12 protein-coding genes are annotated in these 13,745 nt (G+C 73.6%); all 12 read left to right on the forward strand.

Annotation, left to right across the window (positions count from 1 at the left end; genetic code table 11):
* Positions 1-48: 48 nt before the first annotated feature.
* The 12 genes from J2S44_RS25970 to J2S44_RS26025 all read left to right on the forward strand — a co-directional run bounded on the left by J2S44_RS25970 (position 49) and on the right by J2S44_RS26025 (position 13,698).
* Complete coding sequence (locus tag J2S44_RS25970; protein WP_310419100.1) at positions 49-615, forward strand: ATP-binding cassette domain-containing protein; 567 nt, start codon at positions 49-51, stop codon at positions 613-615.
* Positions 612-2,747 (forward strand): YhgE/Pip domain-containing protein, encoded by a 2,136-nt coding sequence (locus J2S44_RS25975; RefSeq protein WP_310419103.1) that lies wholly within the window; start codon positions 612-614, stop codon positions 2,745-2,747. The genes J2S44_RS25970 and J2S44_RS25975 overlap by 4 nt, the downstream gene beginning before the upstream one ends.
* A gap of 7 nt (positions 2,748-2,754) precedes the next feature.
* Positions 2,755-3,375 carry a TetR/AcrR family transcriptional regulator gene (locus J2S44_RS25980; protein WP_310419106.1) on the forward strand — a complete coding sequence of 207 codons (621 nt, stop codon included), beginning with the start codon at positions 2,755-2,757 and terminating at the stop codon, positions 3,373-3,375.
* Between the two features lie 84 nt (positions 3,376-3,459).
* On the forward strand, positions 3,460-4,407 hold the full coding sequence (locus tag J2S44_RS25985) for a sulfotransferase family protein (protein WP_310429923.1): 948 nt from the start codon (positions 3,460-3,462) through the stop codon (positions 4,405-4,407).
* A gap of 476 nt (positions 4,408-4,883) precedes the next feature.
* Complete coding sequence (locus tag J2S44_RS25990) at positions 4,884-6,404, forward strand: amino acid permease (RefSeq protein WP_310419109.1); 1,521 nt, start codon at positions 4,884-4,886, stop codon at positions 6,402-6,404.
* 128 nt (positions 6,405-6,532) lie between these two features.
* On the forward strand, positions 6,533-7,657 hold the full coding sequence (locus tag J2S44_RS25995; RefSeq protein ID WP_310419112.1) for a peptidoglycan recognition protein family protein: 1,125 nt from the start codon (positions 6,533-6,535) through the stop codon (positions 7,655-7,657).
* Positions 7,658-7,725: 68 nt separating this feature from the next.
* A complete protein-coding gene (locus J2S44_RS26000) occupies positions 7,726-9,108 on the forward strand; it encodes a glutamine synthetase family protein (protein WP_310419115.1) in 1,383 nt (460 codons plus the stop codon).
* A 43-nt stretch (positions 9,109-9,151) separates the two neighbouring features.
* Positions 9,152-10,459: an aldehyde dehydrogenase family protein gene (locus J2S44_RS26005; RefSeq protein ID WP_310429925.1), complete on the forward strand. Its 1,308-nt coding sequence runs from the start codon at positions 9,152-9,154 to the stop codon at positions 10,457-10,459.
* A gap of 67 nt (positions 10,460-10,526) precedes the next feature.
* A complete protein-coding gene (locus J2S44_RS26010; protein ID WP_310419117.1) occupies positions 10,527-11,291 on the forward strand; it encodes a 3-oxoacyl-ACP reductase in 765 nt (254 codons plus the stop codon).
* Between the two features lie 266 nt (positions 11,292-11,557).
* Positions 11,558-12,046: a hypothetical protein gene (locus J2S44_RS26015; protein ID WP_310419120.1), complete on the forward strand. Its 489-nt coding sequence runs from the start codon at positions 11,558-11,560 to the stop codon at positions 12,044-12,046.
* A 162-nt stretch (positions 12,047-12,208) separates the two neighbouring features.
* The gene (locus J2S44_RS26020) at positions 12,209-12,895 is read left to right on the forward strand and encodes a gamma-glutamyl-gamma-aminobutyrate hydrolase family protein (protein ID WP_310419123.1); all 687 of its coding nucleotides are present in this window, start codon (positions 12,209-12,211) and stop codon (positions 12,893-12,895) included.
* Positions 12,896-12,975: 80 nt separating this feature from the next.
* The gene (locus J2S44_RS26025; protein WP_310419125.1) at positions 12,976-13,698 is read left to right on the forward strand and encodes a gamma-glutamyl-gamma-aminobutyrate hydrolase family protein; all 723 of its coding nucleotides are present in this window, start codon (positions 12,976-12,978) and stop codon (positions 13,696-13,698) included.
* Positions 13,699-13,745: the final 47 nt, after the last annotated feature.

The raw sequence follows: 13,745 nt of genomic DNA on the forward strand, positions 1-13,745 counted from the left end.
GGTATGTTTTTAGACCGACTGGTCAGTCTAAAAACATGGGGAGTTGCGATGCCGGTCGTCGAGGCGCGAGGGCTGGGCGTCCGCCACCGCAGGGAGTGGATCTTCCGAGACGTGGACGTCGACGTGGACGAGCACGAGCTGTGCGCGCTCACCGGCCCGCCCGGCAGCGGGCGCACGTCGCTGCTGCTCGCGCTGGCCGGGCGGTTGCGGGTCGACGCCGGCACGCTGTGCCGCTCCGGCCCGGCCGCGCTCGCGCTGGTCCCGGGCGTGCACGAGCCGGAGCCCGCGCTGACCGTCGCGGAGCAGCTGCGTGAACGCGCGCTGCTCCTCGGCCGGCGGGACCGCCCGGAGACGCCGTTCGGGCTGGACCCGGCGGCCCGGGTCGCGCGGCTCACGCCGTACCGCCGGCAGCTTCTGGGTCTTGCCCTGGCCCGGCTGGGCGAGCCGCGCCTGATCGTGGCGGACGACGTCGATCTCGGCCTGGACGCGGTGGAGCGCGCGGCGCTGCGGGACGTGCTCGCCTCCGTCGCGGCCGCGGGCCCGGCCGTGATCGTGACCTGCCGGGAGGCGCTCGACCAGGACATCCGCACGTTCTCGACGGGAGTGGCAGCATGATCTGGCTCGGGTTGCGGCGTTTCACCCGCGGCGGGCTGCCGATCGCGGCACTGGTGGTGCTGGCCGTGGTGCCGCTGCTGTACGGCGCGCTCTACCTCGCCGCGTTCTGGGACCCGCAGGGGCGGCTCGACCGGATCCCGGTCGCGCTGGTCGACCAGGACGTGCCCGTGACCGCGAGCGACGGCAGCACCGTGCACGCGGGCGCGGACCTGGCCACGGAGCTGCTGGACCGCGAGGTCTTCGGCTGGCGGGTGACGGACGAGACGACCGCGCGGCGCGAGCTGGCGGACGGCGAGGTGCACCTGATGCTGCGCATCCCGGCGGGTTTCTCCGCCGCGCTGGCCGCCGGGCCGGACGCCACCGCCACCGCACGGCAGGCGCGGTTGGAGGTGGTCTCGAACGATGCCGTGAACTACCTGTCCGGCCAGTTCGCCCGGACCGCGTTCGGCGAGATCCGGGCCGCCGCGTCGGCCAGTGCCTCCGGTGACTACTTCGACCGGATGCTGGTCGGCTTCACCGACCTCAAGCAGCGGACCGGCGAGGCCGCGGACGGCGCCCGGCAGCTCGACGACGGGCTCGGCACCGCGTCCGGCGGTGCCGGTGACCTCGCGACCGGCCTGGACACGGCCACCGGCGGCGCGGCCGAGGTGGCCGACGGCACCCGGCGCGCCGCGGCCGGCGCGGACCGGCTCGCGGACGGATTGGCCACGCTGGACGCCGGTGCGGGCGAGCTGCGCACCGCCACCGCGCAGGCCGCGGCCGCGGGCCGGGAGCTGGCCGGCCGGGTGGACCGCGCGGCCGACACGATCGGCCCGGAGCTGGCCGCGCACGCGGACGAGATCGCGTCCGCCGCCACCGCGATCGCGGACGGCGCGGACCTGGTCGCGGCGAACCTGGACGCGCTGACCGGGCTCGCGGACGCGGTGCGGACCGACGCGCACACCGTGATCGACCGGATCGACGCGCTGGTCGTGGCGCATCCGGAGCTGGCCGGCGACCCGGCGCTGACCGCGGCCCGCGCGGCCGCCGCGACCGCGGCCGAGACCGCGGACCGGCTGGCCGGTCAGATCGGCGCCACTGACCTCGCGGCGCTGCGCGCGGACATGACCCGGGTCGCCGCCACCGCCCGGGCCGTCGCGGACGCGGCACCCGGGCTCGCCGGTGACCTCGATGCCGCCCGCACGCAGATCGACGCGTTCGCGGCCGGGCTGGACCGCATCGCCGGGGGAGCGGACCGGCTCTCGTCCGGGCTGAGCACCGCGGCCGGTGCCGGCTCCGACCTCAGCGGCGGTCTCTACCAGCTCTCCGACGGTACGGAACGGCTCTCCGACGGCCTGGTCACGCTGGACGGCGGCGGGCACGAGCTGGCCACCGGCCTGGTCCGGCTGCGCGACGGCGCGGACCGGCTGGCCGGCGGGCTCGCCGACGGCGCGGGATCCGTCCCGGGGTACACCGACGCCGCCGCCCGCGCCGGGATCCTGGCCGACCCGGTGGGCCTGGACCGGTCCGTGCAGAACCGGGCCGCGACCTACGGCGTGGGCTTCGCGCCGTACTTCCTCGGGCTGGCGCTCTGGGTCGGCACGATGATCACGTTCATGCTGCTGCGGCCGGTCGAGCGCCGGCACGTGCACAGCGGCGCGCCCGGCCACCGGGTCGCGCTCGCCGGTCTGCTGCCCGCGGCGGTGATCGGGCTGGCCCAGGTGCTGGTGCTGTTCGCGGTGGTGGTGCTGGCCGTCGGCCTGGAGCCGGTGCACCCGTGGCGGACGCTCGGCCTGCTCACGGTCACGTCCGTGGCGTTCGTCTGCGTGCAGCAGGCGATCGGCGCGTGGCTCGGCACGCCCGGGCGGCTGCTCACGCTGGCGCTGCTCATGCTGCAGCTGACCTCGTCCGGCGGGACCTACCCGGTGGAGACCTCGCCGGCGTTCTTCCGCTGGATCCATCCGTACCTGCCGCTGTCGTACGTGGTGGACGGGCTGCGGCACGCGATCGACGGCGGCGGGTCCGGGCCGGTGCTCACCGCCGCGCTGGTGCTGGGCGCGTTCGCGGCCGGCGGGTTCGCGCTGACCGTGGCCGCGGTGGTGCGCGGACGGGTGCTGACCCCGGGCACGCTGCACCCCTCCCTCGTGATGTGATCGGGGTGTGGTGGACGGGCGGACGCGGCGGCGGGACGACACGCGGCAGAGGCTGTACGAGGCCGCGGTCGAGCTGATCGCGGAGCAGGGCTACTCCGCCACCACGGTCGACGACATCGCGCTCCGGGCCGGGGTGGCGAAGGGGACGGTCTACTACAACTTCGCGTCCAAGACGTCGCTGTTCGAGGGGCTGCTGCGGCACGGCATCGGGCTGCTCACGGAGGCGTTCCGGACCGCGGTCGACGGGTTGCCGCCGCGCGAGGCACTGGCCGCGCTGGTGCACGCGCAGCTGACCTACATCCAGCGGTACCGGGCGTTCGCGCAGCTGCTGCTCTCCGAGATGTGGCGGACGAACCGGGAGTGGCAGCAGACGCTCACGCTGCTGCGCGAGGAGGCGATCTCGGTGATCGCGGAGACGATCTCGCGCGGCGTGCGCAGCGGCGACCTGCCGGCCGACCTGGACGTGCGGGTGGCGTCGTCCGCGCTGTTCGGCGTCGGCCTGGTGGTCGCGGTGGACTGGCTGGTGTTCACGCCGGAGCGCCCGGTCGAGGACGTGGAGGCGTCCCTGCTGGCGATCGTGCGCCGGGTGCCCGTGGCCGACCCGGCCGCCCGTCCCCGAGCCGACTGACGACGGAGCTCGCTGCCGAAATTTGAGTATCTCGGGCGATAAAGCATCGTTTTACCCGGCGTGAACAGCCGGCCGATCTTCGTCATGGGGTGTCCGCGGTCCGGTACCACGATGCTGCAGCTCATGCTGCACGCACATCCGCGGATCGCGATCCCGCCCGAGACCCGATTCGTGCTGTCCGGGTACGGCCTGCGGCACCGCTTCGGCGACCTCCGCAAGCCCGACCGCCGCCGCGCGCTGGCCGACTGGATCTTCACGGAGGAGACCAAGGTCGCCGACCTCGGGCTGGACCGGGACGCGGTGACCGCCCGGATCGTGGCCGGCCCGCCCACGCTCGGCTCCGCGATGGGCGCGGTCTTCCAGGCGTACGCCGAGCGCTTCGGCAAGCCGCGCTGGGGCGACAAGCGGCCGTCCTACATCCACAACGTCGACGTCGTGCTCCGGCTCTTCCCGGACGCGCAGATCGTCACGATCACCCGGGACGGGCGCGACTGCGTGGCGTCGCTGCTGGAGATGCCGTGGCACCGGGATGGCATCCACAAGGCGATCTCCGCCTGGGCCCGGTCCGTCGACAGCGCCCGCCGCGCCGAGCGCGCGCTCCCGCCGGACTCCTACTTCCCGCTGCGGTACGAGAGCCTGGTGCAGAGCCCGGAGACCGAGCTGCGCCGCCTCTGCGCGTTCCTCGGCGAGGACTTCGACGACGCGATGACCCGGCCGGACCAGGTCGCGTCCGTGGCCGTACCCGAGCGCAAGAAATGGCACGTCCGCACGCACGCGGAGGTCGGCGACGACCGCGTCGGCACCTGGCGGGACCGCCTGGAGCCGTGGCAGATCGCGCTCTGCGAGGACGCGCTCGGCGACCGCCTGGCCGCGCAGGGATATGTGCTGTCCGGCATCGGCACCGCGCCGCCGGCCCAGCGCGTGCGCTACGCCACGGTCGCGGCCCGGCACCGCCTCGGCGCGGTCCGCCGGCACGCCTCCAACGCCTACCACCGGGTCCGCCCGGACGCCCAGCTGCCGGCGCGGCGGTAGACGTTTTCCCGCGTTCCGCCACGCGCGGGCCGGGCCGCGGCGTACCGTCGAAGACAGCAGCGGGAGACAGGGGCGATGGTTCCGAAAGGAACGACGGCACCGGAACCCGCTGCGGCTCACGGCAGGGACGCGGTGCGCACCGCGAGACCGCCGTGCATATAAGAAACCCCCAGGCATCGGCCTGGGGGTTTCTTTGTCGTGCGGCGAAGCGCCGGAACGAGCCCGGGCGAGAGAGATGGCCGGGCCCGTCCGGCGCCGCGGGGCCGGCCGAAGGCCCCTCGTCACCCACCCAGGATGCGGCGGGTACGGGCAGGTCGCAACGCAATTGCGCGCGGGCCGGCGCGGCCGCGGCCGAATCTGGTGTTTTACCGGTACGTATTGACCGCGGTGATCCTTCGGGTCGAGACTGGCGCGCAGCCGCCGGATCGACGATCTCCTCTGCGTACCGGCGAAGGTCCGTGTCCCGGAGGTGTTTCGTGAGCACCGAAATCGACGACGACGCCCGGCGCCTGGCCGAACTCGGCTACAAGCAGGAGCTCAAGCGCACGTGGAGCGGGTTCTCCAACTTCGCCATCTCGTTCTCCATCATCTCGATCCTGGCCGGGTGCTTCACCACGTTCGGCCAGGCGTGGAACAACGGCGGGCCGGTCGCGGTCGCCTGGGGCTGGCCGCTGATCTCGGCGTTCATCCTGATCATCGGCTTCTGCATGTCGGAGCTGGTCTCGGCGTACCCGACCGCGGGCGGCATCTACTGGTGGGCCGCGACGATGGGCCGGCCGGTGCACGGCTGGTTCACCGGGTGGCTGAACCTGATCGGGCTGATCGCGGTCACCGCGTCCGTCGACTACGGCGCCGCGACGTTCCTGAACCTGACGCTGTCCGCGCTGGTGCCGGGCTGGGCGGGCACGCTCAGCCAGGCGTTCGTGCTCTTCGTGATCATCCTGGCGCTGCACGCGGCGATCAACGTGTTCGGGCACCGGGTCATCGACCTGCTGCAGAACGTGTCGGTCTGGTGGCACGTGGCCGGCGCGACGGCCGTGGTGCTGATCCTGCTGCTGGTGCCGGAGCGGCACCAGAGCTTCGAGTTCGTCTTCACCGAACGGTTCAACAACTCCGGCTTCGGCGACGCGGCCTACTGGTTCTACGTGCTGCCGCTGGGTTTCCTGCTCACCCAGTACACGATCACCGGGTTCGACGCGTGCGCGCACGTCTCGGAGGAGACCCGGGGCGCGTCCACGGCCGCGGCCCGCGGACTCTGGCAGTCGATCTTCTACTCCGCGATCGGCGGCTGGGTGCTGCTGCTGTCGTTCCTGTTCGCGGCGACCGACGTGACCGCGATCAACGAGGCGTACGGCTTCTCCGGGGCGATCTTCGAGACCGCGCTCACGCCGTTCTTCTACCAGGTTGTGATCATCATCTCCACGGTCGGCCAGTTCTTCTGCGGCATGTCCTGCGTGACGTCGGCCTCGCGGATGGCGTACGCGTTCAGCCGGGACCGCGCGGTGCCGGGCTGGCGGCTCTGGTCGCGGGTGGACCGCAACGGTACGCCGACGGCGGCGATCCTCGCGGTCTGCGCGGCCGGGCTGCTGCTCACGCTGCCCGCGCTCTACCAGCGCGAGGGCGTGCCGATCGCGTTCTACGCCGTGGTCTCGGTCGCGGTGATCGGCCTCTACCTGGCGTTCGCGATCCCGATCGCGCTGCGGCTGCGGATGGGTGCGGCCTTCCGGCCCGGACCGTGGACGCTGGGCCGGCTCCACCGGCCGCTCTGCTGGATCGCGCTGCTCGAGATCGCGGTCGTCTCGGTCTACTTCGTCCTGCCGATCGTGCCCGCCGGTGTGCCGTTCACCAGCGACTTCACCTGGTCCGCGGTCAACTACGCGCCGCTCGCGGTCGGCGGCGTACTGCTGCTGGTCGCGCTCTGGTGGCTCGTCTCGGCCCGCCACTGGTTCATCGGCCCACGCCGAAACGTCGATTCCACAGTGGCCATCGATGAGTAGTGTGTGAGCGTCCCGGATCGATGTTCCGAACACCGATTCCGGGTAAGAGTGGGGTCGATGTCGGCTGACCTGGTTTCGCGCACCGGAGTTCCGGTGGGCGGGGCCCGAACCTACCAGGAGGTCCACACGTGGTTTCTCGACGGACACTGCTCACCGGCGCGACGGTGGTGGGCGCGGGCGCGATCGCGGCGGCGGCCGGTGGTGTCGCCTACGCGGCGAACGAGCCGCGCCGCATCCCGCGCACGCTCGCGCACCAGCGCGGTCGGGTGGCGAGCCGCGAGCAGAACGACGTCGCGGAGTTCACGCTGACGCACCTCTCGGTGACGGCCTCAGCCGCTGCCGCGGTGCGGCTGCGGGACGCGAACGGATGGGGTGCGTGGCTCGAACTCGCCGGCTGCCACGGCGGCCGGGACGGCATATCAGCCGCGGCCGGCAACCGCTCCATGGTGCTGGCGCACGGTGTCACCGGTTACGAGGTGCAGACCGCGGACGGCAGCCCGGCCGTGGTGCGTGAGATCAACACGATCGACGGCCCGGCCGGCCAGATCGCGGCGGTGGCGAAGAACGCGCTGCCGATGCGGGGCGCCCAGGCGCTCGCGCTCAACCGCTACCTGCCCCGGCAGGCGTGGGGCGCGGACGAGTCGCTGCGGCTCAACCCGGACGGCACCCAGAAGTGGGTGGCGGAATTCTTCCCGGTCCAGACGCTGACCGTGCACCACACCGGCGTGGACGCGCACAACGACGACCCCAACCCGGCCGCGACGGTCCGGGCCATCTACTACGACGACACGATCGCGGACGACTACGGCGACATCGGCTACCAGCTGCTGATCGACGAGGCGGGCGCGGTCTACGAGGGCCGCTGGTCCGGCACCGACGGTGTGCCGGTCTACGGCGGCACGGCCGGCCCGGACGGGCGGCCGAAGGCGGTCAACGGCGCGCACGTGGGCGGCTACAACGCCGGCAACGTGGGCGTCTCGCTGCTCGGCCGGTTCACCAACCGGCAGCCGACCGCGGCCGCGCGGGAGTCGCTGGTCAAGGTGCTGGCGGGCATCGCGGGTCTGGTCAACATCGACCCGACCGCGCGGGTGACCTACCGCAACCCGGTCTCCGGCGCGAGCGGCCAGGTCAACACGATCCTCGGCCACCGCGACTGGCAGGCGATCGGCGCGGGCGCGACCGAGTGCCCGGGCAACGCGTTCCACCCCACGCTCGCCGCGCTCCGCCAGGAGGTCGCGGCCGAGCTGAGCTAGTGACGCCGAGCCGAGCCGCACGACACGATGCCCGGGCCGGGAAAAGGCCCGGGCATTGTTGTGCGCGAATGCGTTTGGTAGTAGACCAGATCACCATGGGACTCACCCTGGACGGGCTACGTGCGGCGATCGACACCGGTGAGATGGACACGGTCGTCCTGGCGATCACGGACATGCAGGGCCGGCTGCAGGGCAAGCGGTTCCACGCCGCCCACTTCCTCGACGAGGTGGTGGCGCACGGCGGCGAGGGCTGCGACTACCTGCTCGCCGTGGACGTGGAGATGAACACGGTCGACGGGTACGCGATGTCCTCCTGGGAGCGCGGGTACGGCGACCTCGCGATGGTGCCGGACTTCGGCACGCTGCGCCGGGTGCCGTGGCAGCCCGGGACCGCGATGCTGCTGGCCGACCTGGCCTGGCCGGACGGTTCCGGTGACGTGCCGGCCTCGCCCCGGCAGATCCTCCAACGGCAGCTGGACCGGCTCGGTGAGTACGGCTACACCGCCTGGGCCGGCACCGAGCTGGAGTTCGTGCTCTACCGGGACAGCTACGAGACCGCGCAGAGCCAGGGCTACCGCGACCTCACGCCCGCCAACCTGTACAACGTGGACTACTCGCTGCTCGGCACCGCGCGGGTGGAACCGCTGCTGCGCCGGATCCGCAACGAGATGTACGGCGCCGGCCTGGTTCCGGAGAGCGCGAAGGGCGAGTGCAACCTCGGCCAGCACGAGATCGGCTTCCGGTACGCGGAGGCGCTCACCACGGCCGACCACCACGTGATCTACAAGAACGGCGCGAAGGAGATCGCGGCCCAGGAGGGCATGTCGATCACGTTCATGGCGAAGCCGAACGCGCGCGAGGGCAACTCCTGCCACATCCACTTCTCGCTGCGCGACCACACCGGCGCGCCCGCGATGCCGGGTGCCGGGCCGGGCGGGCTGTCCCGGGTCGGCGGATACGTGGTGGCCGGGCTGCTGGCCACGATGCGCGAGGCGAGCCTGTTCTACGCGCCGCAGATCAACTCGTACAAGCGCTACCAGCCCGGGTCGTTCGCGCCGACCGCGGTGCGCTGGGGGGTGGACAACCGGACGTGCGCGCTGCGGATCGCCGGGCACGGGCCGTCGACGCGGGTGGAGAACCGGGTGCCGGGCGCGGACGTGAACCCGTACCTGGCGATCGCCGCGCTGATCGCCGGCGCGCTGCACGGCATCGAGCGCGAGCTGCCGCTGGAGGCGGCCCACCCGGGCAACGCCTACTCGGACGAGGACGCGCCACGGGTGCCGCCGACGCTGCGGGACGCGCTCGCGCTGTGGGAGTCGTCCGCGTTCGTGCGCGCGGCGTTCGGCGACGACGTGGCCGCCCACTACGCCAACAACGCCCGGGTGGAGCTGGCCGCGTTCGACGCCGCGGTCACGGACTGGGAGCTGCGGCGTGGGTTCGAGCGACTGTAGCGTCATCGATCCCGCCACCGGGCAGCGGTTCGCGGACGTCGAGATGGCGGGCGTCGAGGAGACCGACGCCGCGATCGCCCGGGCCGCCGCGGCGTTCGAGAGCTGGCGGGCCGTCGCGCCCGGCGACCGCGCCCGCCTGCTGCGCCGCTTCGCCGCGGTGGTGGACGCGCACGTCGAGGAGCTGGCCGCGCTGGAGGTGCGCAACGCGGGCCACCCGATCGGCAACGCGCGGTGGGAGGCCGGGAACGTCCGCGACGTGCTCGACTACTACGCGGGCGCGCCGGAACGCCTCACCGGCCGGCAGATCCCGGTCGCCGGCGGGCTGGACGTCACGTTCCACGAGCCGCTCGGCGTGGCCGGCCTGATCGTGCCGTGGAACTTCCCGATGCCGATCGCGGCCTGGGGCTTCGCGCCCGCGCTCGCGGCCGGCAACACCGTGCTGCTCAAGCCGGCCGAGCTCACCCCGCTGACCGCGCTGCGCCTGGCCGGGCTCGCGCTCGACGCCGGCCTGCCGGAGGGCGTGTTCACCGTGCTGCCCGGCCGCGGTGACGTGGTGGGGCAGCGGTTCGTGACCCATCCGGCGGTCCGGAAGATCTGCTTCACCGGGTCGGCCGCGGTCGGCAAACGGGTCCTGGCGGGCGCGGCCGCACAGATCAAACGCGTGACGCTGGAACTGGGCGGCAAGAGCGCGTCGATCGTGTTCGCGGACGCGGACCTGGCGCGCGCGGCCGAGGCGGCGCCGGGCGCGGTCTTCGACAACGCGGGCCAGGACTGCTGCGCGCGCTCCCGGCTGCTGGTCGAGCGCGCGGTCTACGACGACTTCCTCGCGCTGCTGGAACCGGCCGTGCGCGCGTTCCGGGTGGCGGACCCGGCGCTGGAGACGGCGCAGATGGGCCCGTTGATCTCCGAGGAGCGCCGGGCGGCAGTCGCCTCCTACGTGGACGGGGCGGAGACGCTGTTCGCCGGCGACGTACCGGCCGGGTCCGGTGGTTTCTGGTTCCCGCCGACCGTGCTGCGCGCGGCGAGCACGCGGGACCGGCACTGGCGGGAGGAGATATTCGGGCCGGTCGTCTCCGTGCTGCCGTTCGACGGCGAGGACGAGGCGGTGCGGCTGGCGAACGACACCGCCTACGGCCTCTCCGGCTCGATCTGGACCCGTGACGTGGGCCGCGCGATCCGGGTGGCCCGGCGGGTCGACGCCGGCAACCTGAGCGTCAACTCCAACTCCTCGGTCCGGCACTGGACGCCGTTCGGCGGCATGAAGCAGTCCGGCCTGGGCCGCGAGCTGGGCCCGGACGCGCTGCTGGCGTTCACCGACGTCAAGAACGTCTTCATCGACACCGGGCCCTGAGGGCGGACCGGGCGGCAGCGGCGCCGGACGTGCCGCGCCCGAAAACTATCGAGGGGTGGCGGTACGCATGCGGAGACTCGCCGGGCGGGTCACGGTCATCACCGGCGCGGGCAGCGGCATCGGGCTCGCCACCGCGCGCCGGTTCCGGGACGAGGGCGCGTTCGTCGTCTGCGCGGACGTGGACGCGGACGCCGGGAAGGCCGCGGCCGACGAGACCGGCGGCGAGTTCGTGCGCTGCGACGTGGGCGACGAGGACCAGGTGCGGGCGCTGTTCGACGGCGTCGCGTCGCGGCACGGACGGGTCGACGTCGCGTTCAACAACGCCGGGATCTCGCCGCCGGACGACGACTCGATCCTGGAGACCGGGCTGGACGCGTGGGAGCGGGTGCTCCGGGTCAACACCACCAGCGTCTACCTCTGCTGCAGGTACGCGATCCCGCACATGCGCCGGCAGGGCAAGGGCTCGATCATCAACACCGCGTCGTTCGTGGCCCTGATGGGCGCGGCCACCTCGCAGATCGCGTACACGGCCAGCAAGGGTGGCGTGCTCGCGATGACCCGGGAGCTGGGCGTGCAGTTCGCCCGCGAGGGCATCCGGGTGAACGCGCTCTGCCCCGGCCCGATCGCCACGCCGCTGCTGCTGGAGCTGTTCGCGAAGGACCCGGAGCGAGCCGCGCGCCGGCTGGTGCACGTGCCGATGGGCCGGTTCGGCGAGCCGTCCGAGATCGCGGCCGCGGTCGCGTTCCTGGCCAGCGACGACGCCTCGTTCATGACGGCCAGCCAGTTCGTCGTGGACGGCGGCATCACCGGCGCGTACGTGACACCGCTGTAGCGCGGCGCGGATTACGGGTTTGGGGACGTCCCACCCAGGGCAGTGTTCTGGATAACAACTCGTCGCGGGCGATCTTCCCGGCCGGGGCGGGACACAGAGAAGGGCCACAGGCCCCGCTGACGTACCGCCGCGAAGCTGCGTCGACGGGTGCGGGCCGCAGGACCGCCGGGCACCACGGCAGCATCACGCCGTGGTGCCGGCGTCTGTTCCGGGGCGGGTCCGGCGGCTCCGGGCGGGCCGCTCCGCGCGGGTCCTAGGCTCTCCGCATGCGACTTCCTGACCTGGGCGTGGGTACGCCCGCGCCGACCGGTGGGCCACGGCTGCTGGGCGAGGTGCTGAGCAGCGGGCTGGCGGACCCGGCCGTGTGCGAGGCGGCCGGCCGGGTGCTGATCGTCAGCAGCCGGTTCAACGCCTGGGCCACCGGTGACGGGCTGACCGAGGCGGGCGGCGGCGAGCTGGCCCGGATGAGCGCGGACGTGGACGCGGGCTGGTCCGCCGTGCACGCGGCCTGGCGCGACCTGGTCCGCCGCCAGGACGAGTCCGCGGCCGCGCGCCGCGCGATCACCACCGCGGTCGGCATGTCGGTGCGGGAGCGGATCGCCGCCTACCGGACCGCGGACGCCGAGGCCGGCCTGGACGAGGCCCGGTCCACGCTCACCACCGAGCTGGCCGCGCTCACCGCCCGCTACGAGGCTCTTCCGCACCGCGGGTCCTGGGATCCGGCCGCCGGGACCGGTGACCGCCCCGGCTCGTGACGGTGACCACCCGTGGATCGTGCCGGGAGGAGCGCCGGCGACGACCGGTGCCGCGGGAGCACGACCGTCATGCTCCTGACGGGGTACGGATCGTCCGCTTGCGGGTGAAGGCGGTCCGGAAGGGCCTCGATGACCGGTCGCCCCGCGATCTAGGGTGGCACGATGCGACCGATCATCGGCATCACGAGCTATCGGGAGCCGGCGTCCTGGGGCATCTGGCGGGACACGGCCGCGGACCTGGTCCCGCACACCTACGTGCGGGCGGTGACCGAGGCCGGCGGCCGGGCGGTGCTGCTGCCGCCGGACGACGGTGACGCCGGCGTGCTGCGCGCGCTGGACGGCCTGCTGCTGGCCGGCGGCGCGGACGTCGGACCCGGCCTCTACGGCGCGGAGCCGGCCGCGGCCACCGACTCCCGGCCGGACCGGGACGCCGGCGAGGTCGCGCTGCTGACCGCCGCGCTCCGCACCGGCCTGCCGATCCTCGGGGTCTGCCGGGGCATGCAGCTGCTCGCGGCCGTGCACGGCGGCCGGCTGCACCAGCACCTGCCGGACGTGCTCGGGCACGAGAAGCACCGCCCGGCGCCCGGCGTGTTCGGCACGCACGGGCTGCGCTGCGCCCCCGGCAGCCGGATCGCCGCGCTGCTCGGGCCGGTGGCCGAGGTGAACACCTACCACCACCAGGGCGTGGCCGACCCGGGGCGGCTGACCGCGACCGGCTGGGCCGACGACGGGCTGATCGAGGTGGTCGAGGACCCGGCGCACCCGTTCCTGCTCGGGGTGCAGTGGCACCCGGAGGAGGCCGGTGACCTTCGGCCGTTCGCCGCGTTGGTCAACGCGGCGAAGGCCTAACCGAACCGCAACCCGCCGGCGTGCGGGCCGTGCCCGGCGCCGCCGATGAGTTCAACACGCTCGGAACAGGGGAGGACCGCATGACGCGACCGCTGATCGGACTCACCACGTACGCACAGGACACCCGGTTCGGCACGGTGGACGTCCCGTCCGCGGTGCTGCCGCTGACCTATGTGCGCGCGGTGCACGCGACCGGCGGCCGGGCCGTGCTGATCACCACGGACGATCCGGGTGACGACGTGCTGCACGGCCTGGACGGCATCGTGTTCACCGGTGGCTCGGACGTGAGCCCCGGCTACTACGGCGCCGAGCCGCACCCGCTGACGGTCAGCGTGCCGGAGCGCGACGAGGCCGAGATGCTCCTGATGCGCGCCGCGCTGGCCGCGCCGGACCTGCCGGTGCTCGGCGTCTGCCGGGGCATGCAGCTGCTCACGGTCGCGTCCGGTGGCCGCCTGCACCAGCACGTGCCGGACGTGGTCGGGCACACCGGGCACATGCCCGGCGACGACCAGGACGGATTCCACCGGGTACGGCTCGCGCCCGGCTCCCGCGCGGCCGCGATCATGGGGCTGGACGCGCCGGTCAACTCGTTCCACCACCAGGCGGTCGCGGACCCGGGCCGGCTGGTCGCCACCGGCTGGGCCGAGGACGGGCTGGTCGAGGCCGTGGAGGACCCGGACGCCGGTTTCGTGCTCGGCGTGCAGTGGCACCCGGAGCGCACCGACGACCTCCGGCCGTTCGCCGCGCTGGTCGAGGCCGCGCGGAGCCGCGCCGTCGTCACCCGGGCGCGGATGGCCGCCTGAACCCCGTCCCCGGCGTTGCCCGGGCCGCGGTGTTACGGCGCGGCACC

The organism is Catenuloplanes niger (assembly GCF_031458255.1).
Taxonomy (GTDB): domain Bacteria; phylum Actinomycetota; class Actinomycetes; order Mycobacteriales; family Micromonosporaceae; genus Catenuloplanes; species Catenuloplanes niger.

Coding starts and splice junctions, on each gene's coding strand:
- J2S44_RS26000 (WP_310419115.1), top strand. CDS start 7,726: ATGCGTTTGGTAGTAGACCAGATCACCATGGGACTCACCCTGGACGGG.
- J2S44_RS26025 (WP_310419125.1), top strand. CDS start 12,976: ATGACGCGACCGCTGATCGGACTCACCACGTACGCACAGGACACCCGG.
- J2S44_RS26005 (WP_310429925.1), top strand. CDS start 9,152: ATGGCGGGCGTCGAGGAGACCGACGCCGCGATCGCCCGGGCCGCCGCG.
- J2S44_RS25970 (WP_310419100.1), top strand. CDS start 49: ATGCCGGTCGTCGAGGCGCGAGGGCTGGGCGTCCGCCACCGCAGGGAG.
- J2S44_RS25985 (WP_310429923.1), top strand. CDS start 3,460: ATGGGGTGTCCGCGGTCCGGTACCACGATGCTGCAGCTCATGCTGCAC.
- J2S44_RS25975 (WP_310419103.1), top strand. CDS start 612: ATGATCTGGCTCGGGTTGCGGCGTTTCACCCGCGGCGGGCTGCCGATC.
- J2S44_RS26015 (WP_310419120.1), top strand. CDS start 11,558: ATGCGACTTCCTGACCTGGGCGTGGGTACGCCCGCGCCGACCGGTGGG.
- J2S44_RS26020 (WP_310419123.1), top strand. CDS start 12,209: ATGCGACCGATCATCGGCATCACGAGCTATCGGGAGCCGGCGTCCTGG.
- J2S44_RS26010 (WP_310419117.1), top strand. CDS start 10,527: ATGCGGAGACTCGCCGGGCGGGTCACGGTCATCACCGGCGCGGGCAGC.